We start from the raw sequence: 25,931 nt of genomic DNA, 5'->3' as shown, positions 1-25,931 counted from the left end.
TTTCACCTTTAGGCGTCACCTCTCGACGTCAGTTTTCGCCGCCACTTTCCACACAGCACGCTGCGCGCGCTCGTTGTTCGCCAGTGATTTCGCATACACCGATTCCGGCCGTATCCGATGTGCAATGACGTACCCCGTAATGCAGGCCAACATCAGCGGCAGCATCACTTCATAGCTCAGCGTCATCTCAAAAATCATCAGCGTCGACATCAGCGGCGCGTACGTGGTGGCGGCCAGCAACGCCCCCATGCCGACCACGGCATAGCTGGAAATTGCCGACACATCACCCGCCGGCAACAGCGCTTGCAAGCCGCTCGCATACAGCGCACCCAAGGCCGCTCCCACAAACAGCGTCGGCGTGAACACGCCGCCGACCGCGCCCGACCCCACGCTGGCGCCCGTGGCCACTATCTTCATCAGCAAGATGGCCGCCACGGCCTGCCAGGCCCATTGCGTATGCAGCATGCTGTTGACCACGCTGTAACCATTGCCCCAGACCTGGGGGTTGACGACCGATAAGGCACCGACCACCAGTCCGCCCAACGCCATCCGGAGCCAGAGCGGGAAGGGCAGCCGCGAAAACGTGGCGCGCGACAGATCCAGAAATCGCAGGAATTGAGGCGCGACCAGACCAGCGGCCACGCCCAGACCCAGGTAATTGATCACTTCCCACCCCGACACAAATTCAAAATGCGGCATATGGAAGACAGCGTCGTAGTGCAGGATCTGGCGCGTGACGATGTTGGCCACCACTGACGACACCACAAGCGGCACCAGCGTGGCGGACGAAATTACGCCGAAAACGATCTCGGATATGAATAAGGCGCCCGCAATGGGCGCGTTATAGGCGGACGTGATGCCTGCCGTGGCCCCACAGGCGACCAATAGCCGCAGATGGCGGGGCGGCAGCAGCAGGAATCGGCCGGTCAGCGATGAAAACATGGCGGCCAGCTGGACCATCGGGCCTTCGCGCCCGATCGACGCCCCGGAGCCGATTGAAAAAATGGACGACAGGCTGCGCGCGAGTGTCTGGCGCAGGCCAATGACGCCGCGGCCAATGGAAATGGCTTCCATATAGTCGGCTGCGCCCCGCTTTGGCAGCCACCGGGCAGCCATTTGCAGGACGAGACCGGCGACGGCGCCCCCCGCAGCGGGCAACAGAAACCGTTGCCAGGGGTCCAGCCCCCGCGCCAGCGACACCATGCCGCGCGGAACCTCTTCGCCGCCCAGCAACATTTGCGTCCAGCCCAGCAGTTCGCGAAACACCACGGTTGCCAGGGCGCCGAACAGCCCCATCAGCGCCGCCGCACACAAGGTGGCGGGCAGATTGTCGGCCACCAAGCGGGCCCTTAACCGGTAAACCAAGCCGTGTTTCGCCCTGGATTTCATGATGCTTTTTTCTATAGCCATGGGCGGATTCTACGGCGGAAGCTGCTCACTTTTTGTTCAGTCCCTAGTCAAGAAACCGCCGGCGCGCCCCCTCGAATGCCCAGCCACCCAAGTGCCTCAGAAGGCGATTTTGACCCCCTGCAAGGGCGAAAAACCCGGTAGGCAGTCGCCGGTTTTTCGGGGTAAAAGTGCCGCTTTCCACCCCAATTCCCATGGCCGACCCTGTGGATAACTCCTAAGTAGCCAGGTTGTGCACATTGTGTGGAGGCAAGTTGAACAAGGTGGTGTTTTTGGGGGTGGCCGAAATGTTGTCCAACTTCAACTTTTTTCCCACACAGAGTTCTTGCACAGGCAAAAACCGCTGCAAGTCGATGAAAAGAATGAGGTTTTCAAGGTTAAGGTAGTTATCCACAGGCCTTATTAATCATTAGTCTTTATATAAAGAGAAATAAAGGAAAAGCCAAACATGCTTTCCCATTCCGGCCAGCCACTCCCCCCCGGACTCCGTCCATGCGCATCCTTCTGATAGAAGACGAAGCCGAACTTGCTCGCTGGCTTTCAAGAAGCCTGGCCCGACACGCAGGCTTTGTCGTCGAATGGGCTGACGACGGATTGGTCGCCGAAAGACGGTTGGCAATCGAAGAATTCGATGCAGTCGTCCTGGATCTGGGACTTCCCGGTATGGACGGCCATGCCTTGCTGGCAAAAATTCGCGCGCGAGACGATCGAACGCCGGTGTTGGTCTTGACCGCGCGCGATTCCTTGGCCGAAAAAATTGGAACGCTGCACCTGGGTGCAGACGATTTCCTGCCGAAACCGTTTGTTGTGGAAGAGTTGGAAGCGCGTTTGATCGCACTGATTCGGCGCAGCCGGGGACGCGAACACCCGCGTCTGTCTCTGGGAAACCTGGTTTTTGAGACTGCGGCTCAAAAATTCATGGTCTCCGGACAGACTTTGCAGTTATCCCCACGTGAACATGCCGTACTTCGGGTGTTGATTCAGAAAAGTGGCGAACCCATCAACAAGCAGCAAATTCTTGACCGCATCGTCACGGACGATGCGGACATCAACCTGGAAGCCATCGAAGTGCTGGTACACCGCCTGCGCAAGAAATTGGCGGATACCGGTGTGCAGATCGTGACCATGCGCGGCATGGGCTACTGCCTGGAGAACCTTGTTGACAACTAGAAATCCGAAAAAAACGGGTTTTTTCGCGGGAAAAAAACGTAATCGCACCCTGAAAACGCAGTTGCTCTGGTGGCTTATCCCCACGTTGGTCCTGGTGATGATGGGCGCGCTGTGGCTGTCGAACCATCAACTGCGCAACCAGGTCGACATTGCCTATGACCGATCGCTGGCTGGCGCGCTTCGCGCGATCGACCACAACATATCCACAGCCAGCGGTGGATTAGCCATGGAACAGCCTTACCTGATGCTTGAATTTTTTGAGCTGACGGCCAATGGCAGCGTTTTCTATCGCGTGGCAACCGAAGACGGGCTGGCCGAAATCGGGCATCCCGGCTTGCCGTTGCCCGAGCAGCCGCTGGAATCGGGCGAACCGCGTTTTTTTTACGCGACCTACCAGGGTGCCCCCGTGCGAGTCGCCGCGCTGGCCCGGCAGATGGATCCGCCCCTGTATGCAAACAAAGGGGGACGGGTAATCGTGCAGGTGGCCGAGGGGCTGGAAAGCCGCCAGGCGTTCATGCACCAGGTGCTATTGCGCTCGGTGGAACGGGACCTGGCCGTGATTCTGATCAGCGTTCTGGTCATCATCCTTGGGGTTTTCATGGCGCTGCGCCCCTTGGTTCGGCTAAGGCAGGAGGTAGAAGGGCGTTCTGGAGACGATTTAAGCCCCGTCAGCGCATCCGAGATGCCGGGTGAGGTCTTGCCCCTGGTTTCGGCTGTAAACCTCCACATGGCCCGTTTTGCGGCCCAGGCGAGGGTGCAGAGCCAGTTCCTTGACGACGCCTCGCACCAATTGCGCACGCCCTTGTCGGTTTTGCGTACCCAAACGGCCTATGCCCTGCGCGAAACAGACCCCCAGGAGGTCCGTACAGCCCTTCTGGCGATGCAGGAGGGCCTGGACAGGGCCGTGCGCACCACCAACCAAATGCTCGCCCTGGCGCGCGCTAAGGACGCTTCCATGGCCGAAGGGGGGTTTACCGCAGAACCGGTGGATCTGGTCGAGCTGGCCGACGCCGTCATCAGAAGCCTGCTGCCCGCCGCGCGAGCGCGTCAGCTGGACATCGGGCTGGAAGCGGAAAGTCGGCCGGTATGCGTCAGCGGCGCGGATTGGCTACTGCGCGAGGCCGTCACGAACCTGGTCGATAACGCCATCCGCTATGCGCGGGCGGCCGGCGAGGTCACCGTGACGGTGCACGTGGAAGGGAGCCAAGCGCGTCTGGCCGTCGAGGACGACGGCCCGGGGATGTCCGCGGACGACATCGCGCGGGCCTGCGTGCGCTTTCGCCGGGGTGCGGCAGGCAAGAACACGTCCGGGGCCGGCCTGGGCCTTGCCATTGTGGGCACCATTGCCGGAATACTGGGCGCCACCCTCGTGCTGGAAAACCGCACGCCCTTGCCGGGCTTGCGTGCGGCCCTGGTGTTTTCCCTGGCGCCCGCCCGCAACCGCGATCCCGATGCTGCGCCGCGTCACGAAATCGCGCGAAATTGAAAGGGTTTGGAAAGCTTCGATTTTGTACGGTAGGGTTCGCTGGGCCCATGCAGGCAAGGCATCGCCGGCCTGGCGGCATCAGCCATACCTAGACCTATAAAACCTGGAGAAGAGACAAATGCAGACCAGCCTGAAGCTGCGCCTGGCCGCCGTGGCCGCACTTGGCGCGATGACCCTGTCCCTGGGCGCCGCCCACGCCGCCGACGAGCCGCGCCGCCCCGAATGCATCGCACCGGCCCAGCCGGGCGGCGGCTTTGACCTGACCTGCCGCCTGGCGACCGAGGGCTTGAAGCAAAGCGGCGCGATCAAGAACACGATGCGTATCGTCTACATGCCGGGCGGCATCGGCGCGGTGGCCTACAACAACATCGTGGCGCAGCACCCCAATGAACCCGGCACCATCGTCGCGTTCTCGGGTGGTTCGCTGCTGAACCTGGCGCAGGGCAAGTTTGGCAAGTACAACGTCGACGACGTGCGCTGGCTGGCGGCCATCGGCACCGACTACGGCGTGGCTGTGGTGCGCAACGATTCTCCGTACACGGACCTGAAAAGCCTGATGGACGCGTTCAAGCAGGATCCCACCAAGATCGTGCTGGGCGCCGGCGGCACGGTGGGCAGCCAGGACTGGATGAAGGCGGCGTTGACCGCCAAGGCGGCGGGCGTGGACTTCAAGAAGATGCGATTCGTCGCATTCGAAGGCGGCGGCGAAGCGGTCACCGCGCTGCGTGGCGGGCATATCCAGGCGTACATGGGCGACGCGGCCGAAGCGTTCACCATGCTGGAAGGCGGCGCACCGATCCGCGTGCTGGCCGTGTTCAACGACCAGCGCCTGCCCGGCAAGTTGGGCACGGTGCCCACGGCCAAGGAACAGGGCTACGACATCGTCTGGCCCATCATCCGGGGCTTCTACGTGGGTCCGAAGGTGTCCGACAGCGACTATCAGTTCTGGGTCGACGCGTTCAACAAGGCGACTGCCTCGCCTGAGTTCGACAAGCTGCGCCAGCAACAGGGGCTGTTCCCCTTCAACAAGACCGGGCCCGACCTGGATGCCTACGTCAAGAGCCAGGTCAAGGTCTATGGCGAACTGGCGGATTCGTTCGGCCTGATCAAGAAGTAAGCCGGCCGCAAGGCCTTCCCACCGATCGCGCCTTGCCGGCGCCCCCGCGCCGCCGAGTTTGTCGGTGGCGCGCGGGGGCGGCTGCGTCCGCGCATTCATTCACAACGGAAAGTGGATCATGAACGATCGAATCCTGGGCATCGGCGCACTGGCGCTGGCCGCCTTCATGACATCAGCCGGATGGGGCATCGAAGCCCCATTCGCCTACGAACCGGTCGGCCCGCGCGCCTTTCCCCTGTTGGTGGCGGCCATGATCGGCCTGTGTGGCCTCTGGCTGGTCTACAAGGGCGGCCACCCCGTTGAATCAAACCCGCCGGGCGCCAACGGGCGCATCGCGCTGATGATGGCGTTTACGGTCGCCTACGCGTTCCTGTTCCAGTGGCTGGGATTCATCGTCGCGACCACCCTGATGACGATCTTCGTCGGCCGCCTGTTTGCCGGCAGCTGGATCAAATGCGCCATCGGCGGCATCGTCATGAGTCTTCTCTTTTTTGTGTTGTTCGACAAAGTGCTGGACGTCGTCCTGCCGGGCGGCTTGCTGGAGACCCTGCTATGAGCAGCATTCTTGATCATCTTTCGATCGGATTCGGCGTTGCGTTTTCGCTGACCAATATTTTGGTTGCCATGATCGGTTCGTTCATCGGCACCCTGGTGGGCGTGCTGCCCGGCCTGGGGCCCGTCAACGGCGTGGCGATGCTGATTCCCATCGCGTTCGCGATGAACCTGCCGCCGGAAACCGCGTTGATCCTCTTGGCCGCGGTGTACGTGGGTGCGGAGTATGGCGGCCGTATCACGGCAATTTTGCTGAACGTACCGGGCGAGGCAAGCGCCATCATGACGACGCTTGATGGTTACCCGCTGGCGCGACAAGGCATGGCCAACGTGGCGTTGTCGCTGTCGGCATGGTCGGCGTTTTTCGGCGCCATCGTGTCGGTGGTGGGCATCATCCTGCTGGCGCCGTTGTTGGCCAAATGGGCGTTGGCGTTCGGGCCGGCCGAGTACTTCGTGCTGATGATCTTCGCCTTCTGTTGCCTGACCAGCTTGCTGGGAAAACAGCCGGTCAAAGGCGTGCTGGCGGCGATGATCGGCCTGTCGATTTCGGTGGTCGGCGTGGATGCGAACTCGGGCGTATATCGCTACACGTTTGAATCGGTGCACTTGGCTGACGGTATTGATTTCGTGGTGGTGGTTATTGCGTTGTTCGCGGTCAGCGAGATGCTGGAAATGTTGGAAAAGGTGATGGCCGGGCATAGCGTCGAGGTCACGCCCAGCGGGCGCAAGCTTTTCAATCTGAAAGAGCTGGCGTTCACGTGGTGGAGCGTGGTGCGCAGTGCGCTGGTGGGCTTCGGCGTGGGGGTGTTGCCGGGGGCGGGCGCAAGCGTGGCCGCGGCGGTCGCGTATTCGCAAGAAAAACGCATCATCGAAGCCAAGGATCCCGATGCCAAGTTCGGCAAGGGCGACATGCGCGGCTTGGTCGCGCCGGAGGCGGCCGCCACCGCATCAGCGATCGGTTCTTTTGTGCCGATGCTGACGCTGGGCGTGCCCGGGTCGGGCACGACGGCGGTCATGATGGGGGCGCTGACGCTCTACAACATCACGCCGGGGCCGGTGCTGTTCGATACCAAGCCCGAACTCGTGTGGGGCCTGATCGCGTCGTTGTTCGTGGCAAACGTGCTGCTCTTCGTCATGAATGTGCCGCTGGTGCGCCTGTTCTCGAAGGTACTGTCGGTGCCGGGGTGGCTGATGGTGCCGGGCATTCTGTGCATCAGCTATATCGGCGTCTATGCCATCAACGCCGGCACGTTCGACTTGCTGCTCGTGGCTGGCATCGGCGCGCTGGGATACTTCCTGCGCAAGTTTGGCGTGCCGATGGCGCCGCTGGTGCTGGGCGTCGTGCTGGGCAACATGATGGAACAGAACCTGCGCCGTGCCTTGTCGATGACCGATGGCGATTTGCGAGTGTTGTTCGCCAGTCCAGTGTCGATGTCGATGTGGGCGGCGGCGGTTGCGGTCGTCGTAGTTCCGCAGATTCTTCGCCGCGTGCGGCGTGCGCGAAAAGCGGCGGAGGATGCGGCTTGACGTAGGCAACAGGGGCGCTTTTAAGCGCCCCTGTTGTTTGATTTATGAATATGAGTAATCGCTCATATTCAGGTGCTTTGGTTTTGGTTTGGCTTTGGTTTTGGTTTTGGTTTTGGTTTGGCCTCTGGCTAGACTTGCGCCAATCGTTCCAAGGCGGCGTCCAAGGTCGCGTCTTTCTTTGCAAAGCAGAAACGGACGATATGGTGGTTGGATTCCGCCGCGTCGGGTTGGCGATAGAAAGCCGAAACGGGAATCACGGTCACGCCGTGGTTGACGGTCAGGTCGCGGGCGAAGTCGGCTTCGTTCTGCTTGGAAATCTGGCTGTAGTCCGCCAGCAAAAAGAACGTGCCCGGGCTGGGCAACGGCCGGAAACGCGTCTTGGCCAGGCCTTCCGACAAACGATCGCGCTTGGCTTGGTAGAACGCCGGCAGATCCAGATAAGGCTTGGGATCACGCATGAACTCGGCCAGCGCGAACTGCATCGGCGAGGGCACCGTGAACACCATGAATTGATGCACCTTGCGCAGTTCGGCGCTAAGTTGGCGCGGCGCGCAGCAGTAGCCGATTTTCCAGCCGGTGGTGTGATAAGTCTTGCCGAAAGAAGAAATCACGAATGCGTGTTCGGCCAGCAACGGACGACGCGCGACGCTGGCGTGCGGCTTGCCGTCAAACACGATGTGTTCGTAGACCTCGTCTGACACCAGCAAAACGCCGGTGTCCCGAACGATGGCTTCCAGCGCATCCAGGTCGCTGTCATCGAGCACGGCGCCCGTGGGGTTGTGCGGAAAGTTCAGCATCAACAGGCGCGTCTTGGACGTGATGGCGTCACGCACGCGCTGCCAATCGATGCGGTAGTAGGGGTCGGCTTCGGTGGGCGCGCGCAGCGGCACTGGTACCGCGGTGCCGCCGGCCAGACGGATCGCGGGCAGGTACGAGTCATAGCAGGGCTCGATGACCACCACTTCGTCGCCGCTGCCGACGGCGGCCAGCACGGTGGCCATCAGGGCTTCGGTGGCGCCGCTGGTCACCGTGATCTCGGTTTCCGGGTCGTAGGCGTGGCCATACAGGGCCTGGGTCTTTGCCGCGATGGCTTCGCGCAAAGGCGCCACGCCGGGCATGTACGGATACTGGTTATGCCCGTTCGCCATGGCCTGCGTGACCAGCGCGCACAGCGCTGGGTCGGGATCAAAGTCGGGAAAGCCCTGACCCAGGTTGATGGCCTTGTGCTCGATGGCCAGGCGGCTCATGACGGTGAAGATGGTGGTGCCAACGTCGGGAAGTTTGGATCGGATCATGGTGGATGCGAGGGAATGCGCGATGGGCGAAGAGAGTTTTCGTAAGTATCCCACTAACTCATAATTCGTTTTTTTCGCAATGAGCGAAAGCGATAAACGTGGATGGGATCGTGCGGCGGAACATGTTGTTGAGGGTGGCGGGGGGATTGTCGATTGCGTCGGTGGGCGCGCTGTTGGCGGTGTGGGCGCATATGCCCTTGCCTTGGATGCTGGGCGCCTTGCTGGCGACGGCTGCAACGCGCATTGCTGGCGTGGGAACCGCCTGCCCGCGCCCGGCGCGCAATGGGGGCCAGTGGGTGATCGGCACGTCGCTGGGTTTGTATTTCACGCCGCAGGTGGTGGAACACATCGGCAGCAACGCCGGCCCGATCATCGTCGGCATGGTGTTCGCCCTGGGGCTGGCGTTCATGGGTACCGCGATGCTTCGCCGCTATACGGATGCCGACTTTAAGACTGCCTGGTTTGCATCGGCCATCGGCGGGGCCAGCGAAATGGCCAGCCTGGCGGAACGCCACGGCGCGCGCATTGACCGCGTTGCCACAGCTCATAGCGTGCGCGTCCTGCTGGTGGTGATAACGGTGCCGTTTATCTTCCAGTGGTGGGGCGTGGCCGGCCTGGATCCGACGTTGCCTGGACCCCAGAGGGTGCACGGCTTGGGCCTGGCCGCATTGGTGCTGCTGACGTGCCTGGGCGGGCTGGCATTCATGAAGCTGCGCTTGCCAAATCCGTGGGTGCTGGGGCCCATGGTGGTGGCAATGCTGTTAACTGTTTTCGGCATTGAACTGTCCGCGCTGCCCGACTACGTGCCCAAGGCGGGACAGCTGCTGATCGGCTGGTCGCTGGGAGACCGTTACCGCCCGGATTTCTTTCGCGCGGCGCCGCGTTTTATTGCGGTGGTGGCCGCCTTCACGCTGGGCGCCCTGGTGCTGGCTTTTGGTTTGGGCGCACTGCTGTCGTATTGGTCGGCAGCCCCGGCCCCGACGCTGATATTGGGGACGACGCCGGGGGGCATTGCTGAAATGGCCATCACGGCCAAGGTGCTGCAACTTGGCGTGCCGGTGGTCACCGCGTTTCACGTTACGCGCATGGTTTTTGTCGTGACTGTGACGGGGCCGATTTACGCCGTTCTTGCGCGGCGGCAAGCCTAATTCCGCAGTGCGGGCCTTGGGCCGAGTCTGAAAAATGCGACATTGGGGTAAACAACAATATGAGTCGCCAATGCCGGATGAGTATGCTGATTCCGCAGTTGATTCAAGCAGCGCGCGGACTCGTTCTGTTGCTTGGCGACGAGCGAGAACACAGCGGCAACGCAGGGTTTTATACCGGTCGTTCAGTTCTCACGGCGTCCCCCTTGATTCATTGCATTTCAAGTTAATTACAGGACGCTAGAGAAAATGGCTCAAAAGGGCAAAGTTAAGTGGTTCAACGCTGACAAGGGTTATGGCTTCATCACCCCGGATGTTGGCGGAACCGAAGTTTTCGCACACTTTTCCGCCATCCAGGGCCGCGGCTATCGCAGCCTGAACGAAGGGCAGGAAGTCGAATTCGAAGTTAAGGATGGTCCGAAAGGACCTCAAGCGGCCGAAATTCGCCCGCTCTAAATCGGGAAATCCCTTTTCCCGTCTGCCAGGTCCAAACCTGGCTACAACGCCCCAAGATCTCCGGATCTGGGGCGTTGTTTCATTTGTGCGGCCTTATGGTCAGCAACGCCTGTGGGTCAGCGACAGCTTAATGTTAGTGTCCACTAACATGTTCTCAAACCTTGGATAACTCTGTGGATAATTATTTTTGAGCATCGAGGTTTGGGTGCTCATTAATGAAGCACCGTGCTCGGCATATACGGGGTTTTGCACAGATTTTTGGTTTTTACCATTTACTCGATGGCGCCGGCCAAGCAAGGCTCAAATGGCGGCCTGCCATGCCCTCGTATCAGAAGAAAACCAGCATTTCCCCAGGGAAAACGGGCGCTTGGCGGCACTTTTCAATGGGGCCGTCTTTCGGATGGGGCCGCCGTCGGTGAGGGGTTTAGCGGCCGTTTAGACCGGCCTTTTTTTCATTTCGGCGCGGTTGTTCACAAAGATATCCCCATCCCGGTTATGCACAGATTCTTGCCCGAAAGCCGCCGAAATAGCCTGCTCAGCCTGTGGATAGAATTGGGGATAGGAACGCGGGCCGGCCCGTTTTGGCATCGCGTCCAGCCCGCCAGATTGTGCTTTCGTTGTTCGCTGTGGGAGTTTTCTGCCCAGGCCGCGTCAATCGCGAAACAGGTTCTCTCCAAGTGCGGAAGAACTCTGCGAAGCCGGCCGAGCGAGTTTTCCACAGGGTTCACATGAAACCGCCGCCTCTCCTCCAAATGGATGATGGCGCACGGCGTTTCCGCCGGGCAAGATACTTGTGCAATCAATAATTGCTGCGCCCGTGCTTGCGGAAAATACGCGTGACAAAAACAGTAAGTCTGCACAAGTTTGTGGATAAACCGTGCGCGAGTTTTCGTCGCAATTTGACTTGCCGCTGCGGATCTAGTTCCCGGCAATGGCGATCGCTTCAAATTAAAAGTTGGCAGGACTTGTGGGCGGTATTGCGTGCGGATTGGCATCTTATCCACAAAGTTGTCCACGTGAAAAATAGCGTTCGCTCGGGTTTGGCTTAATGCCAGATTACTCGCGAGTCTGACGGGGAATTCCTCTGATTTGAAGCGGGTTCTCCTATGAAGCCCGCTCTAGTAATTTAAATGCCAATGCTGATGTTGCCGTCGCGGACTGGCTGGTTTGAATCACGGTAAGGCCGCTTGGTTGTCGTCGGCCCAACAAGTTATCCCCAAAGTTGTTCCACGTGAATTCGCGTGCGGTTATTAGGTCTTCAGCTCGCCGGTTGTTGATAAGTCGTTCGTCTGGGTTTCGGGAATGGAGTCGACTTACTCACATGACGGTGTGCATAACCTGGAGCCATTAGGTGGCCTCCGTCTGATTGGCTCGTTCTCGGAAGTTCGACGCTGGCGCGACTGTGAGAGTTCAAATTCGGGAGCAGTACATAAATGCTCTGTCGGGCTTCTTGCGTGGTGATGCAAGCGGTGATATTTCCTGGGCTCGATTTTTGCTGTACAGAAAAGTTTGCCTTCGCACTCTCCGTGGTTTCGTCGGTGGACGGTTTACCTAAATAAAAAAATATCGGCTTGTTCTGGGTAAGGGGTAGGGTAGGGGGTAAAAAACGCATTTTTTTAGGTATGGGCGTTGCGTTTTCTTTGCAGTTAATTGGCTGAGTCATCGCGCGCGCGAGGCCAATCAGGTCGATGCGCCGTCGCAAGTCTGGATAGACCTCGGCATACACGCGAGGATGTTCCACGTGAAACACCCGCGTTATGGCGATTACGCGTCAAAGAGCGCGGGCGTGTTTCACGTGGAACAAATACCGCAGGCGTTATTGAAGAGATTGTGGTCCTTTCCCCCTCGGGCGCTTGACCGATGTTTCACGTGAAACGTCGCCCGCTACTACTCTATCGGACCGTGGATACAGGGCAACCATTCCACGGAAAAGGAGTCGCCGTTTTTCTGCCCACTACTTTCGGGATGGTTTCGATGTTTCACGTGAAACATCGCGGACGCCCGGTTGTTCCACGTGAAACATCGGGGTGGGTTCAGGATCAAGGGCGAGGAACCTCCACGCCCGACCCCCGTCAGCTTGCCAGCGTGCTTTTCGTTCTTCACATCCGGCGATATGTTCCACGTGAAACATCGAACGGGACGCCGGCACTTGCCGACATATTCGTCGATCGCGCCTCACCGCGCGTTGTCAATAACAGACGCCGCAGCTGCAACAGCACGCTCAATCTGAGTGCCGGAATGTTTCACGTGAAACATGCAATCCCTGCCTCTATAATGAGCACCGAACGCCTTCTTATCTTTCCTTCCCATCATGGACTATCCCCGCGAATTCGATGTCATCGTCGTTGGTGGCGGCCACGCCGGCACTGAAGCGGCACTGGCTGCTGCCCGCGCTGGCGCGCGCACGTTGCTGTTGACGCACAACATCGAAACCCTAGGCCAAATGTCTTGCAATCCCTCCATTGGCGGGATTGGCAAGGGCCACCTGGTTAAAGAAGTCGACGCCCTGGGTGGCGCGATGGCTTTGGCCACGGACGAAGCGGGGATTCAATTCCGCATTCTCAACGGCTCGAAGGGGCCGGCTGTGCGCGCCACGCGCGCCCAGGCGGACCGAGTCCTGTACCGTCAAGCGATCCGGGGCCGCCTGGAAAATCAGCCGAATCTCTGGCTGTTCCAGCAAGCGGTGGAAGACCTGATGGTGGAAGGGGATCGTGTGGTTGGCGCTGTGACGCAGGTCGGCCTGAAGTTTCGTGCAAAGACCGTTGTCCTGACGGCCGGTACCTTTCTGAACGGCCTGATTCACGTGGGACTGCAAAACTATTCGGGCGGCCGGGCAGGGGACCCTCCTGCCATTTCCCTGGGCCAGCGACTGAAAGAACTGAAGCTGCCGCAAGGCCGCCTGAAGACCGGAACGCCCCCGCGCATCGACGGGCGGACCATCAACACCAGCATCCTGGAAGAGCAACCCGGTGACCTGGACCCGATCCCCGTGTTCTCTTACATGGGCAATGTGTCCATGCACCCCCGCCAGCTTCCCTGCTGGATCACGCATACCAACGCGCGTACCCACGACATCATTCGTGGTGGGCTGGACCGTTCCCCGATGTACAGCGGCGTCATCGAAGGGGTGGGCCCGCGATACTGTCCGTCCATCGAAGACAAGATCCATCGTTTCGCCGACAAGGAATCGCACCAGGTCTTCCTGGAACCCGAAGGGTTGGACACGCACGAGGTCTATCCCAACGGCGTCTCCACCAGCCTGCCGTTCGATGTGCAGCTAGAGCTGATCCACTCTCTGCGAGGGCTGGAAAACGCGCACATCATGCGCCCGGGCTACGCGATCGAATACGACTACTTTGATCCACGTGGATTGAAGAGCACCCTTGAGACCAAAGCGATTGGCGGTCTGTTTTTCGCGGGTCAGATCAACGGTACAACCGGGTACGAAGAAGCAGCCGCGCAAGGGTTGCTGGCAGGCGTCAACGCCGCGCTGCTTTCCCTTGGCCGGGACCAGTGGACGCCGCGCCGCGACGAAGCCTATCTGGGTGTGCTGGTGGATGACCTGGTCACGCGCGGCGTGACCGAGCCTTATCGCATGTTCACCTCGCGTGCGGAATACCGGCTAAGCCTGCGCGAAGACAACGCCGACCTGCGCCTCACCGAAATCGGTCGACAGCTGGGTATTGTTGACGACGCCCGTTGGGACGCCTTCAACCGCAAGCGGGACGCGGTGGCGGCGGAAGTGGAACGGCTGAAGTCCTCGTGGGTGAATCCGCGAGTCATGCCGGTAGAGATTGCCGAGCCGTTGTTGGGCAAGGCGATTGAACGTGAGTACTCACTAGCTGACCTGTTGAAACGCCCGAATGTTTCCTATGAAGCATTGATGGCCGTGCAAAACGCCGACGGCTCATTGTTGGCCGGCCCCGGCGTGGTCGCTGACGACATCCTGGCCGAACAGGTCGAAATCCAGGTGAAGTACGCCGGCTACATCGCGCGGCAGCAAGATGAAGTCCAGAAGCAAATCTCGCACGAGCTGCAGCCCATTCCGGCGGACGTCGATTACGACGCCGTGACCAGCCTGTCGTTCGAAGTGCGCCAGAAGCTCAAGACGCATCGCCCCGAAACCGTCGGCCAGGCCGCGCGTATCTCGGGCGTGACCCCGGCCGCGATCTCGCTGCTGCTCATACACCTGAAGCGCCTGCACTACGGCTCGCGCAAGCAAGCCGCATGACCGCCCACACCGATCAGGCCGGCGCTGACATGGCCGGCCGCCTGTCTCGTGCGTGCGAGCAGCTGGGGCTGCCTGCCGATGCAGATCAGCAAGCCAAGCTGCTGAACTACATGGCGCAGATGCAGCGCTGGAACCGCACGTACAACCTCACCGCCATCCGCGATCCGCAACAGATGTTGATTCAGCATCTGTTCGATAGCTTGTCGGCCGTGGCGCCGTTTTACAAGGCGCTGGGCGACGCGGGCGTATCGGCAAAGGTCTATGACGTGGGATCGGGCGGCGGCTTGCCAGGCGTCGTTCTGGCCATCATGCAGCCCGCATGGTCGGTGACCTGCATCGACGCCGTTGAAAAGAAAACCGCATTCGTGCGTCAGATGAGCGGCGCGCTCAGCCTGCCGAATCTGCACGCACTGCATGCACGCATCGAAACGCTGGAGCCCGCCGAATGTCACATCGTGACCTCGCGGGCCTTTGCTTCGCTGGACGATTTTGCGCAGCTTGCGGGTCGCCACGTGCGCAACGATGGTACCCTCGTCGCGATGAAGGGCAAGGTCCCCGAAGAAGAAATTCTTGCGCTGCACGCGCGCGGGGACTGGCAGGTCGATCACATTCAGCCGCTTCGCGTGCCGGAGCTGCAAGCAGAACGCTGCCTGATCTGGATGCGCCGCAATCAAGGGCGCGGCGAAGGACGCAGTCAAGGAACCCTATGAAGAACTTACCCCCCAGCACAGCCGCTCGCGTCTTCTGCATCGCCAATCAAAAGGGCGGTGTGGGCAAGACGACGACCGCCATCAATCTGGCGGCGGGCCTTGCCACGCACAATCAACGCGTGCTGCTGGTGGACCTGGACCCGCAGGGCAATGCCACGATGGGCAGCGGCATCGATAAGAATGCGCTGGAATCGAATCTGTACCAAGTGCTGATTGGCGAGGCCACCATTGAACAGGCCCGCGTGAAGTCCGAATCCGGCGGCTATGACGTGCTGCCGGCCAATCGCGAACTTTCCGGCGCCGAGATCGACCTGGTTCAGATGGAAGAGCGCGAGCGCCAGCTGAAAAGGGCGATCGATACCGTTTCCGGCCAGTACGATTTTGTATTGATCGATTGCCCGCCCACGTTGTCGCTGCTGACGCTTAACGGCCTGGCCGCGGCGCACGGCGTCATCATCCCGATGCAGTGCGAATACTTCGCCCTTGAAGGCTTGTCCGATCTGGTCAACACCATCAAGCGCGTTCACCGCAACATTAACGATGATTTGCGCGTGATCGGGTTGTTGCGCGTCATGTTCGATCCGCGCATGACGTTGCAACAGCAAGTGTCCGCGCAACTTGAAGCGCACTTTGGAGACAAGGTGTTCAAGACGGTCGTGCCCCGCAACGTGCGCTTGGCCGAAGCACCCAGTTACGGCATGCCGGGTGTCGTGTATGACCGCGCGTCACGCGGCGCACAAGCCTATATCTCGTTCGGCGCCGAAATGATCGAGCGCGTCAGAAAGGATCTGGATTAAGCCTTTCGCCATGTCCGTCACCGCGCTCTTTTCCCGCCCCGTATCGCCCACGTATCGCCCGCCGCCTGCCGACGAGCGCGACCGCCTGCGCGTGCGCCTGGAAGAGGCCGCGTTGAATGCCACGGCGGTGCGCGCGCAGCTGCTCTATGATGGCTGGCTCGTGCGTTTTGCAGCGTCGCCCGCCAAGCGCGTGCGCAGCGTCAACGTGCTGGGGTTATCCACACGTCCGCTGGACGAGCGGCTGGCGTATTGTTCTTCGTTGTATGCGCGCCAGGGCTTGCCCATGGTGCTGCGCATAACCTCCATCGGCCCCGATTTTTCGCTGGATGCCGAGCTGGAGGCCCGAGGCTATACCTACACCGGTGAGACCCGAGTCATGAGCATGTCGCTCGCCCCCAGACTCAGCGCCCGGGGCGGCCTGTCTTTCAGGAACGTCGACACCGATCGCTTCGCGCAAGCGGTCGGCGCCATGCGTGGGTCTACGCCTGAGCACATCGTCGAACACCAGGCGCGGCTGCAAGGACTGGCTGTGGATAAGCTGCCCGTGCTGGCATTCGATGCCGCCGGGCAATGCGTCGCCGCAGGCCTGGCAGTCCGCGACGACGACTTGGTGGGCCTGTTCGACATCGTCACCGATCCCGCGCAACGGCGTAAAGGCTATGCCGATGCCTTGATGGATCACCTACTGAGCCAGGGCGCCTGCGGCGGCGCCACGACGGCATATTTGCAAGTCGAGCCGGACAATACCGCCGCGCGCGCCCTGTATGGCCGCTACGGTTTCAAAGACTGTTACGCGTATTGGTACCGCTTGCCCGCCGAGCAGCGGCACGCCTGAGCTTCGGCCCAGGATACAAAAACAGAAGGAAAGAGGATTTAACTATGGCCACCAAGAAACCCAAGGGATTGGGTCGCGGACTGGACGCCTTGCTTGGCGCGGACGCGCCTGCGATCGACAACATCGGCAAGGCCGTCGCGGCCAAGCCCGAGGGTCCGCCATCCACCTTGCCCATCTCGAAGATGCGCGCCGGCAAGTATCAGCCGCGTACGCGCATGGACGAAGGCGCACTGGGTGAGCTGGCCGAATCGATCCGCACGCAAGGCATCATGCAGCCCATTCTGGTACGCGGGCTGGGCGATTCCGCGCCTGGCCATTACGAGATCATCGCGGGCGAACGCCGTTTTCGCGCCGCGCAGCTGGCCGGCTTGAAGGAAGTGCCTGTGCTGGTGCGCGAGGTGGCCGACGAAAACGCGGCCGTCATGGCGCTGATCGAAAACATCCAGCGCGAAGACCTGAATCCGCTTGAAGAGGCGCATGGCGTGCGCCGTCTGCTGGACGAATTTGGTCTGACGCACGAGCAGGCCGCGCAGGCAATCGGGCGTTCGCGTTCGGCCACCAGCAACCTGCTGCGCCTGTTGAACTTGGCGGCGCCGGTGCAAACGATGCTGCTGGCCGGCGACGTAGACATGGGCCACGCGCGTGCGCTACTGGCGGTGGATGCGGCCACGCAGATCCAGTTGGCCAACCAGATCATCGCGCGCCGCCTGTCGGTGCGCGAAGCCGAAAAGTTGGTCGCCAAGACCGCCAAGGACGCCGAGTCTGCCTCGTCGCCGCGCAAGAAGGCCAACGGCGCCTCGCGCGACCTGACGCGTCTTGAAGAAGCGCTGTCCGACCATCTGGGCACGCGCGTTGCCTTGAAGGTGGGCGCCAAGGAAAAAGGCCAGATCGTCATCGACTTCCATGGTTGGGAACACCTGAATTCGCTGCTGGAACGCCAGGGCTTGTCCGGGGTCGTGGATGCCTGAGCACGCGTTGCCGGTCATTGCCGTATTGGCCACGGGCGGCACCATCGCGGGCGCTCAATCCGACGCGACGTCGGCCGGCTACAAGGCCGGTTCGTTTTCGGTCAATGATCTGCTGGGCGCGGTGCCGCAACTGGCCCGCATTGCGGATATCCGCGCGGAACAAATCGCCAACGTAGGCAGCCAGAACATGACGCACGCGGTCTGGCATGCGCTCGCTGCGCGCGTTGACGCGCTTTGCCAGGATGCCTCGGTGGCCGGCATCGTGATTACGCACGGCACCGATACGCTTGAAGAAACCGCGTACTTTCTCAGCCTGGTCATTCAACACGACAAGCCCGTGGTGCTGGTCGGCGCCATGCGCCCGGCCACGGCCCTGGGCGCCGAAGGCCCGGCCAATCTCTACAACGCAGTGGCGCTGGCGCGCCACCCCGATGCGCGCGGCCGTGGGCCGCTGGTCGTCATGAATGAAGACGTGCATTACGCACGCGAAATCCAGAAGACCGCCAGTGCGGGACTGTGCGCCTTTGCGTCGCCCAATCGTGGTCGTGCCGGCGTGATGCATGGCGGCGAGCCGTGTTTTTATTCTCGCAACACCACCGTTCATTCCGCACAAAGCGAGTTTTCACTCGCATTACTGGAAAAGTCCGGCTGGCCGCGCGTGGACGTGGTTTACGCCCATGCCGATATGCAAGGCGACGTGATCGACTTTGTTGCGCGAGCCGCCGACGGCATCGTGCTGGCCGGCGTGGGCGATGGCAATGCGACTGATCTGGCCATCGATGCGCTGGGTCGTGCCGTGGCCGACGGCGTGGCGGTGGTGCGGTCCAGCCGCACCGGCAGCGGTTTCGTGGCCCGCGATGTCGAATTGGACGACGGGCTGCTGGGCTTCATCGCCGCACGCGACTTGAACCCGCAGAAGGCGCGCATCCTGCTGATGCTGGCCTTGTCCGTCACGCGCGACGCGACGCAGATCCAGACCATATTCGACCGCTACTAAAAGCGCGATAGCTACGACGCGCGCGGCGCTTGCGCCGCCGCGTCGGGCTGCTGCGCCAACCCCAGGTTGCTGCGCAACATGTCGTAGACCTGCCGCGTTAGCGGATTGATCAGATCGCGTCTTATCCACAGGAAATAGGTCACGTCCGGCAAGGGCGGCAAGCCTTCCTTTTCGCCCAGCACGCGCATTTCAGGCCCCAACAGCTCTACGCTGCGTGCCGTCACGCCCAGCCCGGCACGCAACGCCGCCTTGATCCCCACCAGATTCGGCGCCACGTAATTGGTATGCCAGCGTACGCGCGCCTGTTCCAACGCGTTCAAGGCCAAGCGGCGAAAAATGCTGGGCTCGTCGGCCAGCACCAGCGGGACGGGCGCGTGCGGGTCATGCACATAGTCGGCGGACGCCAACCATACCGTGGGAGATGTACGCAGTGCGACGCCTTCGAAGTCCTGGTCAAACCGCGTCGAAATCGTCAGGTCGATCTCGCCGGCGCGCAGTGCGTCCATCAGGAAAGGGCTGCGATCCACCCGAATCTCCAGCTTCACGCGCGGCGCCGACCGGGCGATGTGCGTCAACAGCGTCGGCAGGATGGTGTCCGCCACATCCAGCGGCGCCCCCAGGCGCAGGTCTCCTTCCAGTGGGCCGTCCTGCAACGCGCGCAGGGCCTCATCGTTGATGGCCAGCATGTGGCGCGCGTATTCCACCAGCCGCCGCCCATGCGATGACAGCACCTTGTTGCGCCCCTGCTTTTCAAACAACGGCAGCCCGATGGTGGATTCCAGCCGCTGCATCTGCTGTGTGATGGCCGACTGCGTCTTGTGCAGCCGGTTGGCCGCCTCAGAAAAAGTGCTGTGCTGGGCGATAGCAGTCAGTGTGCGAAGCAGATCCAGATCCAGATTGCGCATGGGGCCCTCAACGTATTAGCGATGCTAATGAGATGTTAAGGCAATTTAAATTGTTGGTGCCCGTTCCCGGCGATACAGTAATCCCAATAGCTCATGCACCAAGAGGGAAAGGCAAGGTGAACAACGCACATCCAAATCAGGCGGGCATTGAGGCCGCTATTGAAAATATTAAAAAAACTGTAGGAAATAAGGGGCTGAATCGAGACAGCCTGGACGCGGTCCTGCAAGAGTTGATCGGCCTGGCCGCGCACACCGACTGGTGGACGGGTGAACGGTACGCGCCGCCCGAGGACGGCGAACGGCAGGCCCGCTACCTGATCGCCGAAGACGACGACAAAAGCTACGCGCTGTACCTGAACGTCATGCGCCCGGGCAACAAGATCGTGCCGCACAACCACACCACCTGGGCCTGTATCGCCGCCGTGGAAGGGGTGGAATACAACTACGTCTATGAGCGCCTGGATGATGGATCCGTGCCGGGCGTGGGCCGCCTGGAAAAGACGGGCACCGTGGTGGTGGGCCCGGGCGCCGGCATTGCGTTGATGCCCGACGATATCCACGCCGTGGAAATCCAGGGCGACAGCGTCATCCGCCACCTGCACATGTACGGCCGCGCGCTGGAAACCCTGGACCAGCGCCTGGGCTTCGACCTGGAGGCCGGCACCTGCAAGGTCATGCCGATTGGCGTGAAGACGCGCCGCTGATCATGAAAAAGCCCTACCAGTCGGCGACGCGGCTGCTGCGTGCCGGGCGCCCGCATCAGGGGTGGGTGAACACCCCCGTGACGCGCGCCAGCACTTACGTGTTCGACAGCGTTGCCGCGTGGCGCGACACGCGCACGCGCCGCGAACAAGAGCGCTTGCCCTCGTACGGCGCGCGCGGCACCGACAGCACGCACGCGCTGGAAGATGCACTGGTTGAACTGGAGCAGGGCCACCGCGCGGCGCTGTATCCCACCGGGCAGGCTGCCATTGCGATGGTGCTGCTGGCATTTTTACGCTCGGGCGATCACGTGTTGGTCACCGACGCCGTGTATGAACCCGTGCGCCGCTTCTGCATCGAACACCTGAGCCGGTTGGGCATCGAGTACACGTTTTATCGGCCCGATGGCGTTGGTGTCGAAGCACTGATCCGGCCGAACACACGCATGATTTACGCCGAAGCCCCGGGTTCGTTGACGTACGACATGCCCGACCTTTGCGACTTATCCACAGCCGCGAAAAAACACGATTGCTGGCTGGCTGTGGATAACACGTGGGCGTCGGGGTTGATATACAAACCGCTGACCTTGGGCGCGGATATTTCCGTGATGGCGGCGACCAAATACCTGGGCGGCCATGCCGACGTGATGATGGGCGCCGTGGTCACGAATGCTCGCGCCTGGCGCGCGCTGGAACGCGCCAATATCGACTTCGGCCAGACCGTGGGCGCGGATGACGCCTTCCTGGTCTTGCGCGGCATGCGCTCTTTGCCGTTGCGCATGGCGCAGCACGCCGCCAATGCGGCGCGAGTGGCTACGTGGCTTCAAGGCCGCCCCGAAATAACGCGCGTGCTGTGTCCGGCGCTGCCCGGCGACCCTTCGCATGCAATCTGGCGGCGGGACTGCACCGGCGCCAACGGGCTGCTGACCCTTGAACTGGATGGCGCGTATACCGCGGCGGACGCCGACCGCCTGATCGACAGCCTGGACCTGTTTGGTATCGGTGCGTCGTGGGGCGGTTTTGAAAGCCTGGTGATTCCTGTGCGGCTGGACACGCGTGCGCTGCCCGACGCAACGCCGCGCGGCGCCATGTTGCGTCTGCATATCGGCCTTGAAGACCCCATAGACCTGATCGGCGACCTTGAACAAGGGCTGTCCGCCATGACCAAAATTTCTCGTTCCCTTTGAATTCCATGATGCACGCAACCTCCGCTTCCCCCGCCGCCGACATCGACGCGCATACGCTCAAGCAATGGCTGCACGATGGCCAGGAAATCGCCTTGCTGGACGTGCGCGAACACGGCCAATATGGTGAGTCGCACCTGTTTTACGCCGCGCCCGTGCCGTACAGCCGGCTTGAAGTGGACATCGTGCGTCTGGCCCCCCGACGCAATGCGCGGGTGGTGGTGTACGACGAGGGCGGCGATGACCAGACGGCCGCGCGCGCCGCCCGGGCGCTGAGCGACCTGGGCTATCAGCAGGTGCATCGGCTGGCCGGGGGCATCGCCCAGTGGCAGCGCGACGGTTACGCCGCCTTCGCGGGCGTGAACGTGCCCAGCAAAACGTTCGGCGAACTGGCTGAAGAAGTTTTCCACACCCCCCGTATCAGCGCGCGGGAATTGGCTGCGCGCCAAGAGCGAGGCGATGATCTGATCGTGCTTGACGGTCGGCCGTATGCGGAATACCAGAAGATGAGCATTCCCGGCGGCATCTGCTGCCCCAACGGTGAACTGGCGTTGCGCGTACACACGCTGGCCAAGGATGCGAAGACCACGATCGTGATCAATTGCGCGGGCCGCACCCGCAGCATCATCGGCGCGCAGACGCTGATCAACCTAGGCGTGCCTAACCCCGTCTATGCGCTGGAAAACGGCACGCAGGGTTGGTATCTGGAAGACCTGCAACTGGAACACGGCGCACGCCGCCGTTATGAAGACGGAATCGAAACGGAAGCCTTGCCTGCGCTTGCCGAGCGTTCATCGCGGTTGGCTGCGCGCCACGGCGTGCCGATCGTGGATGCCGCCACCGTGCGGCAATGGCTGCGCGACACGTCGCGCACCAGTTTCCTGTGCGACGTGCGCAGCGCGGAGGAATTCGCGCAGGGGTCGCTGCCTGGCGCGCAGCATGCGCCCGGTGGCCAGCTGGTGCAGGCCACCGACCAGTACCTGGCCGTGCGCGGCGCGCGCATCGTCGTGTTCGACGCCGAAGGCGTGCGCGCGCCCGTGACGGCAAGCTGGTTGCGGCAGATGGGTTGGGACGCCTGCGTGCTGAAAGAGGGCACCGGCGCGGTCCTTGATCCCGTCGAGCCACGGGCGGACACGCCGGCCGTCTCGATGCTGTCCGACGAGGCTCTGGCGGCGGCCTTGCGCACCGGTGCACAAGCCATCGATATCCGCCCGGGCATGCGCTATCGCGCCGGGCACATCGCGGGGGCGCGTTGGTCCATTCGGCCGCGTCTTGATCGCCTGGACTTGCATGCCGGCCAACCCGTCATTCTGCTGGCGGAGGATGCCGCGTTGGCCGCATGGGCCGCCAAGGATCTGCGGGCGCTGGGCATCGCCGACATCAAGGTGAACATCGGTACGCCGGCAAGCTGGTCGGCGGCTGGCATCCCGCAGGAATCCACGCCCGACCGGCCCGCCGATAGCGAGTGCATCGACTATCTGTTCTTCGTGCATGACCGCCACGATGGCAACAAGGCGGCGGCGCGGCAATACCTGTCGTGGGAGACCAACCTGGTCAAGCAGATTGATGACCGCGAATTGGCGGGCTATCGCTTCGCGGCGGGCTGAGCCGCCTCGCTGACGCTGCCGTGACGGTCCGCAGAGACCGCGCGGTGCTTACAACGCATCAGATCGATCATTACGCCCCGGCGTTTGCCGCCGGGGTGCGGACGGTTCATGGCGAACCGACATGCAGGGGACGGCCGAGTATCCGGCCGCCGACACAAGGGGAAATCCAGATGAAGCATCAAGCACAACATGCAGGACATGCACAACAAGCAGGACAAGCACAACACGTACGACACGTACAACACGCACGCGGCTGGGCCGCATTGACTGCCGCCGGTTTGCTGCTGGCCGGCGCATTGCAAGTCCAGGTCCAGGCGCAGACGCTGAAGGCGCCGGCCGACTATCCCAAGCAGGCCATCACCGTCGTGTCGCCATTTCCCCCCGGGGGCGGCAACGACAACGTCGCCCGCCTGATTGCGCAGGAGCTGGGCGCCATCACGGGTCAGAGCGTGGTGGTCGAAAATCGTTCGGGCGCCGGCGGCAACGTGGGCACTGCGCAGGTGTCCCGCGCAAAGCCCGACGGCTACACGCTGGTGATGTCGCAAACCAGCGTCATGGCGGTCAACCCGCGCCTGTACAAGAACGTCGGCTTTGACCCGGTCAAGGATTTCACGCCGATTTCGCAGATCACGTCCGCGCCGCTGGTTTTGGTGGCTCGCACCGAAAGCCCCTACAAGACACTTTCCGACTACCTGGACGCCGCGCGCAAGCAACCGGGCATCATCACGTACGCGACACCCGGCAACGGCACCATGAGCCATCTGATGGGAGCGCTGGTGTCCAAGATGGCGGGCGTGAATCTGGTGCACGTGCCATATCGTGGCGCCGCCCCGGCCATCACGGATCTCATGGGCGGCACGGTCGACATGCTGATTACGTCGCCGGCGTCCGCTGAACCGATGGTGGCCGCCGGCAAGCTGCGCATCCTGGCCCTGAGCCACGAGAACAGCATCGGCATTTTCAAGGGGGCGCCGACCCTCAAGCAAAGCGGTCTGGACGGCATTACGGCGGACGACTGGTATGGCCTGTTCGCACCGGCGGGCACGCCGCCCGAGCGCGTGGCGTACCTGGCGCAGGCCGTGGCGCAGGCAATGAAGTCGCCCAACGTGATTGCCAAGATCAACAGCGGCGGCAGCTGGCCGGTGGGCAGCCAGCCCGACGCCTTCAAGACGCGCCTGCAGGAAGACACCGTGTACTGGGCCGACATGGTGAAAACGGCTGGCGTGTCACTGGACTGAGGCCATGGCCCGGCTGCCCCCGACCCTGCAACCTAGGGAAAATACTGCACGCACAGGGCTGCAAATTCGCGGCAAGGTGTCTAGACTCGGAAAAACCCTGAGAGCACGCCGCTAGGTTTCCCTTGTCCCGCAAGCGGGGGCCGCGGCGTTTGTCCGCAGTCCCACGCAAGGCTTCAGCCACAAGGTGAACAAGCATGCATTCGCTAGGGGTAGCATCGGTGGAAGACGCGGAGCGGCTGGTGCAGGCCAGCGCGCTTTCGCACATCAAAGTGGGCTTGTCCGACGTCGACGGCGTCATGTTGGGCAAGTACCTGCGGCGTGACAAGTTCCTTGGCGCGCTGCGCTCCGGCCTGGCATTTTGCGACGTGGTGCTGGGCTGGGATCTGGACGATCAGCTCTACGACAACACGCAATACACGGGCTGGCACACCGCATACCCCGACGCGCAACTGCGTATCGTGCCGCAAACCGCGCGCCGCCTGCCGCTTGAGCAAGGCCCGAACGGCGAAGACATGTTGTTGTTTCTGGCGGAGTTCGAGGGCGACGCCGCCGCCATCTGCCCGCGTCGCCTGCTGCATCGCACGCTGGACCGTGCGGCGGACATGGGGTTCGACGTCTACGCCGCGCTGGAATATGAATTCTTCATGTTCCGTGAAACGCCGCACTCGGTGCGCGCCAAGCACTATCGCAACATGGAAAACTGGACGCCGGGCAACTTCGGCTATTCGGTGCTGCGCAGTACGGTCGAAGGGGACTTCTACCGCAAGCTGCTTGATTTATGCGAGCGCATGGACATGCCCATCGAAGGCCTGCACACCGAGACGGGGCCGGGCGTGCTGGAGGCGGCGTTGGCGGTGGACCAGGCGGCCCTGGCCGGCGACAAGGCATTTCTGTTCAAGACCTTCGCCAAGGCGCTGGCGCAACAGAACGGCTTGATGGCCACGTTCATGGCCAAGTGGTCGCACGAGCATCCGGGCCAAAGCGGCCACATCCACTTGTCTTTGCGCGACAAGAAAAGCGGGCAGTCGGCGTTCTACGATAAGTCGCAGCCGCATGGAATGAGCGCGACGCAGGTTGCGTTCATGGCGGGTGTGCAGCGTTACCTGCCCGAATTCATGGTGTTGTACGCGCAGAACATCAACAGCTATTCGCGGCTGGTGCCCGGCTATTGGGCGCCGCTGGACGCCACGTGGGGCATGGAAAATCGCACCACGGCCCTGCGGCTTATCCCGGGCAGTGATAAATCGCAGCGGGTGGAAGTGCGCATCGGCTCGGCGGACGCCAATCCTTATCTGGCGCTGTCGGCCGCGCTGGCGTCCGGCCTGTACGGCATCGAACAGGGGTTGACCCCGGAACCCATGGTGCAGGGCAACGCCTACACACAACAATTTCCCGCGCATCTGCACCTGCCCACGACGTTGTGGGACGCCGCGCAGCGCCTGCGCGGGTCAGACGCGGCGCGCCATCTGTTCGGTGATGCGTTCGTCGAGCATTACGCGGCAACGCGCGAATGGGAAGAACGGCAGTTCCGGCGCCACGTCACCGACTGGGAGCTGGCGCGTTATTTCGAGATCATCTGATATCTGAACGCAAAGCCAACGCT

21 protein-coding genes are annotated in these 25,931 nt (G+C 61.9%); 18 read left to right on the top strand and 3 right to left on the bottom strand.

What is annotated here, in order from left to right:
* Window positions 1-15: 15 nt before the first annotated feature.
* A complete protein-coding gene (locus tag AC6LJY_RS04420) occupies window positions 16-1,410 on the bottom strand; it encodes a ClcB-like voltage-gated chloride channel protein (protein WP_120157349.1) in 1,395 nt (464 codons plus the stop codon).
* 489 nt (window positions 1,411-1,899) lie between these two features.
* On the opposite strand from AC6LJY_RS04420, the gene AC6LJY_RS04415 reads away from it, so the two are divergent.
* The 5 genes from AC6LJY_RS04415 to AC6LJY_RS04395 all read left to right on the top strand — a co-directional run bounded on the left by AC6LJY_RS04415 (window position 1,900) and on the right by AC6LJY_RS04395 (window position 7,259).
* Window positions 1,900-2,577, top strand: coding sequence for a response regulator (locus AC6LJY_RS04415; RefSeq protein WP_046806072.1), 678 nt, complete (start codon window positions 1,900-1,902; stop codon window positions 2,575-2,577).
* Window positions 2,567-4,063, top strand: a complete 1,497-nt coding sequence (locus AC6LJY_RS04410; protein WP_498135371.1) for a sensor histidine kinase — start codon at window positions 2,567-2,569, stop codon at window positions 4,061-4,063. Before AC6LJY_RS04415 ends, AC6LJY_RS04410 begins: the two co-directional genes overlap by 11 nt.
* A gap of 169 nt (window positions 4,064-4,232) precedes the next feature.
* Window positions 4,233-5,180, top strand: a complete 948-nt coding sequence (locus AC6LJY_RS04405; protein WP_370512721.1) for a Bug family tripartite tricarboxylate transporter substrate binding protein — start codon at window positions 4,233-4,235, stop codon at window positions 5,178-5,180.
* A gap of 118 nt (window positions 5,181-5,298) precedes the next feature.
* A complete protein-coding gene (locus AC6LJY_RS04400; protein ID WP_104142420.1) occupies window positions 5,299-5,736 on the top strand; it encodes a tripartite tricarboxylate transporter TctB family protein in 438 nt (145 codons plus the stop codon).
* Window positions 5,733-7,259: a tripartite tricarboxylate transporter permease gene (locus AC6LJY_RS04395; RefSeq protein WP_498135370.1), complete on the top strand. Its 1,527-nt coding sequence runs from the start codon at window positions 5,733-5,735 to the stop codon at window positions 7,257-7,259. Before AC6LJY_RS04400 ends, AC6LJY_RS04395 begins: the two co-directional genes overlap by 4 nt.
* A gap of 128 nt (window positions 7,260-7,387) precedes the next feature.
* Here AC6LJY_RS04395 and AC6LJY_RS04390 read toward each other — a convergent pair whose 3' ends face one another.
* Window positions 7,388-8,554 (bottom strand): pyridoxal phosphate-dependent aminotransferase, encoded by a 1,167-nt coding sequence (locus tag AC6LJY_RS04390; protein WP_046806068.1) that lies wholly within the window; start codon window positions 8,552-8,554, stop codon window positions 7,388-7,390.
* A 122-nt stretch (window positions 8,555-8,676) separates the two neighbouring features.
* Between AC6LJY_RS04390 and AC6LJY_RS04385 the strand changes: the two genes are divergently transcribed.
* The 8 genes from AC6LJY_RS04385 (at window position 8,677) to AC6LJY_RS04350 (ending at window position 18,693) form a co-directional block, all read left to right on the top strand.
* Window positions 8,677-9,702, top strand: a complete 1,026-nt coding sequence (locus AC6LJY_RS04385; protein ID WP_498135369.1) for an AbrB family transcriptional regulator — start codon at window positions 8,677-8,679, stop codon at window positions 9,700-9,702.
* Window positions 9,703-9,948: 246 nt separating this feature from the next.
* Window positions 9,949-10,155, top strand: a complete 207-nt coding sequence (locus tag AC6LJY_RS04380; RefSeq protein ID WP_046806066.1) for a cold-shock protein — start codon at window positions 9,949-9,951, stop codon at window positions 10,153-10,155.
* A 2,311-nt stretch (window positions 10,156-12,466) separates the two neighbouring features.
* Window positions 12,467-14,386, top strand: coding sequence for a tRNA uridine-5-carboxymethylaminomethyl(34) synthesis enzyme MnmG (gene mnmG, locus AC6LJY_RS04375; protein WP_314355925.1), 1,920 nt, complete (start codon window positions 12,467-12,469; stop codon window positions 14,384-14,386).
* Window positions 14,383-15,096: a 16S rRNA (guanine(527)-N(7))-methyltransferase RsmG gene (gene rsmG / locus AC6LJY_RS04370; protein ID WP_120157343.1), complete on the top strand. Its 714-nt coding sequence runs from the start codon at window positions 14,383-14,385 to the stop codon at window positions 15,094-15,096. Before mnmG ends, rsmG begins: the two co-directional genes overlap by 4 nt.
* The gene (locus AC6LJY_RS04365) at window positions 15,093-15,893 is read left to right on the top strand and encodes a ParA family protein (protein ID WP_046806063.1); all 801 of its coding nucleotides are present in this window, start codon (window positions 15,093-15,095) and stop codon (window positions 15,891-15,893) included. Before rsmG ends, AC6LJY_RS04365 begins: the two co-directional genes overlap by 4 nt.
* A gap of 10 nt (window positions 15,894-15,903) precedes the next feature.
* Window positions 15,904-16,728 (top strand): GNAT family N-acetyltransferase, encoded by an 825-nt coding sequence (locus tag AC6LJY_RS04360; protein WP_485132706.1) that lies wholly within the window; start codon window positions 15,904-15,906, stop codon window positions 16,726-16,728.
* A gap of 44 nt (window positions 16,729-16,772) precedes the next feature.
* On the top strand, window positions 16,773-17,696 hold the full coding sequence (locus AC6LJY_RS04355) for a ParB/RepB/Spo0J family partition protein (RefSeq protein WP_104142430.1): 924 nt from the start codon (window positions 16,773-16,775) through the stop codon (window positions 17,694-17,696).
* Entirely contained in the window at window positions 17,689-18,693 is a 1,005-nt protein-coding gene (locus tag AC6LJY_RS04350) for an asparaginase (protein WP_314355931.1), read from the top strand. The genes AC6LJY_RS04355 and AC6LJY_RS04350 overlap by 8 nt, the downstream gene beginning before the upstream one ends.
* A gap of 11 nt (window positions 18,694-18,704) precedes the next feature.
* Here the strand turns inward: AC6LJY_RS04350 and AC6LJY_RS04345 are convergent, their stop codons facing one another.
* Window positions 18,705-19,598: a LysR substrate-binding domain-containing protein gene (locus tag AC6LJY_RS04345; protein ID WP_104142433.1), complete on the bottom strand. Its 894-nt coding sequence runs from the start codon at window positions 19,596-19,598 to the stop codon at window positions 18,705-18,707.
* Between the two features lie 116 nt (window positions 19,599-19,714).
* On the opposite strand from AC6LJY_RS04345, the gene AC6LJY_RS04340 reads away from it, so the two are divergent.
* From AC6LJY_RS04340 to AC6LJY_RS04320, 5 genes are all read left to right on the top strand, one after another.
* On the top strand, window positions 19,715-20,302 hold the full coding sequence (locus tag AC6LJY_RS04340; protein ID WP_104142434.1) for a cysteine dioxygenase family protein: 588 nt from the start codon (window positions 19,715-19,717) through the stop codon (window positions 20,300-20,302).
* A 2-nt stretch (window positions 20,303-20,304) separates the two neighbouring features.
* Entirely contained in the window at window positions 20,305-21,486 is a 1,182-nt protein-coding gene (gene metC / locus AC6LJY_RS04335; RefSeq protein ID WP_104142436.1) for a cystathionine beta-lyase, read from the top strand.
* A gap of 8 nt (window positions 21,487-21,494) precedes the next feature.
* On the top strand, window positions 21,495-23,090 hold the full coding sequence (locus AC6LJY_RS04330; protein WP_370638792.1) for a rhodanese-like domain-containing protein: 1,596 nt from the start codon (window positions 21,495-21,497) through the stop codon (window positions 23,088-23,090).
* Window positions 23,091-23,353: 263 nt separating this feature from the next.
* A complete protein-coding gene (locus AC6LJY_RS04325) occupies window positions 23,354-24,328 on the top strand; it encodes a Bug family tripartite tricarboxylate transporter substrate binding protein (RefSeq protein ID WP_498135368.1) in 975 nt (324 codons plus the stop codon).
* Window positions 24,329-24,522: 194 nt separating this feature from the next.
* Window positions 24,523-25,908: a glutamine synthetase family protein gene (locus AC6LJY_RS04320; protein ID WP_046806055.1), complete on the top strand. Its 1,386-nt coding sequence runs from the start codon at window positions 24,523-24,525 to the stop codon at window positions 25,906-25,908.
* Window positions 25,909-25,931 lie beyond the last annotated feature (23 nt).

It is taken from the genome of Achromobacter sp. RT286_PF (assembly GCF_059760425.1).
This window is presented reverse-complemented; position numbering and strand designations above follow the sequence as displayed.

Bases quoted from the DNA above. Each gene is read 5' to 3' on its own strand.
- AC6LJY_RS04345 (WP_104142433.1), bottom strand. From the start codon at position 19,598: ATGCGCAATCTGGATCTGGATCTGCTTCGCACACTGACTGCTATCGCC.
- AC6LJY_RS04355 (WP_104142430.1), top strand. From the start codon at position 16,773: ATGGCCACCAAGAAACCCAAGGGATTGGGTCGCGGACTGGACGCCTTG.
- AC6LJY_RS04320 (WP_046806055.1), top strand. From the start codon at position 24,523: ATGCATTCGCTAGGGGTAGCATCGGTGGAAGACGCGGAGCGGCTGGTG.
- AC6LJY_RS04390 (WP_046806068.1), bottom strand. From the start codon at position 8,554: ATGATCCGATCCAAACTTCCCGACGTTGGCACCACCATCTTCACCGTC.
- AC6LJY_RS04405 (WP_370512721.1), top strand. From the start codon at position 4,233: ATGACCCTGTCCCTGGGCGCCGCCCACGCCGCCGACGAGCCGCGCCGC.
- AC6LJY_RS04365 (WP_046806063.1), top strand. From the start codon at position 15,093: ATGAAGAACTTACCCCCCAGCACAGCCGCTCGCGTCTTCTGCATCGCC.
- rsmG (WP_120157343.1), top strand. From the start codon at position 14,383: ATGACCGCCCACACCGATCAGGCCGGCGCTGACATGGCCGGCCGCCTG.
- AC6LJY_RS04415 (WP_046806072.1), top strand. From the start codon at position 1,900: ATGCGCATCCTTCTGATAGAAGACGAAGCCGAACTTGCTCGCTGGCTT.
- metC (WP_104142436.1), top strand. From the start codon at position 20,305: ATGAAAAAGCCCTACCAGTCGGCGACGCGGCTGCTGCGTGCCGGGCGC.
- AC6LJY_RS04400 (WP_104142420.1), top strand. From the start codon at position 5,299: ATGAACGATCGAATCCTGGGCATCGGCGCACTGGCGCTGGCCGCCTTC.
- AC6LJY_RS04380 (WP_046806066.1), top strand. From the start codon at position 9,949: ATGGCTCAAAAGGGCAAAGTTAAGTGGTTCAACGCTGACAAGGGTTAT.
- AC6LJY_RS04330 (WP_370638792.1), top strand. From the start codon at position 21,495: ATGCACGCAACCTCCGCTTCCCCCGCCGCCGACATCGACGCGCATACG.
- AC6LJY_RS04420 (WP_120157349.1), bottom strand. From the start codon at position 1,410: ATGGCTATAGAAAAAAGCATCATGAAATCCAGGGCGAAACACGGCTTG.
- AC6LJY_RS04385 (WP_498135369.1), top strand. From the start codon at position 8,677: ATGTTGTTGAGGGTGGCGGGGGGATTGTCGATTGCGTCGGTGGGCGCG.
- AC6LJY_RS04360 (WP_485132706.1), top strand. From the start codon at position 15,904: ATGTCCGTCACCGCGCTCTTTTCCCGCCCCGTATCGCCCACGTATCGC.
- AC6LJY_RS04395 (WP_498135370.1), top strand. From the start codon at position 5,733: ATGAGCAGCATTCTTGATCATCTTTCGATCGGATTCGGCGTTGCGTTT.
- AC6LJY_RS04350 (WP_314355931.1), top strand. From the start codon at position 17,689: ATGCCTGAGCACGCGTTGCCGGTCATTGCCGTATTGGCCACGGGCGGC.
- mnmG (WP_314355925.1), top strand. From the start codon at position 12,467: ATGGACTATCCCCGCGAATTCGATGTCATCGTCGTTGGTGGCGGCCAC.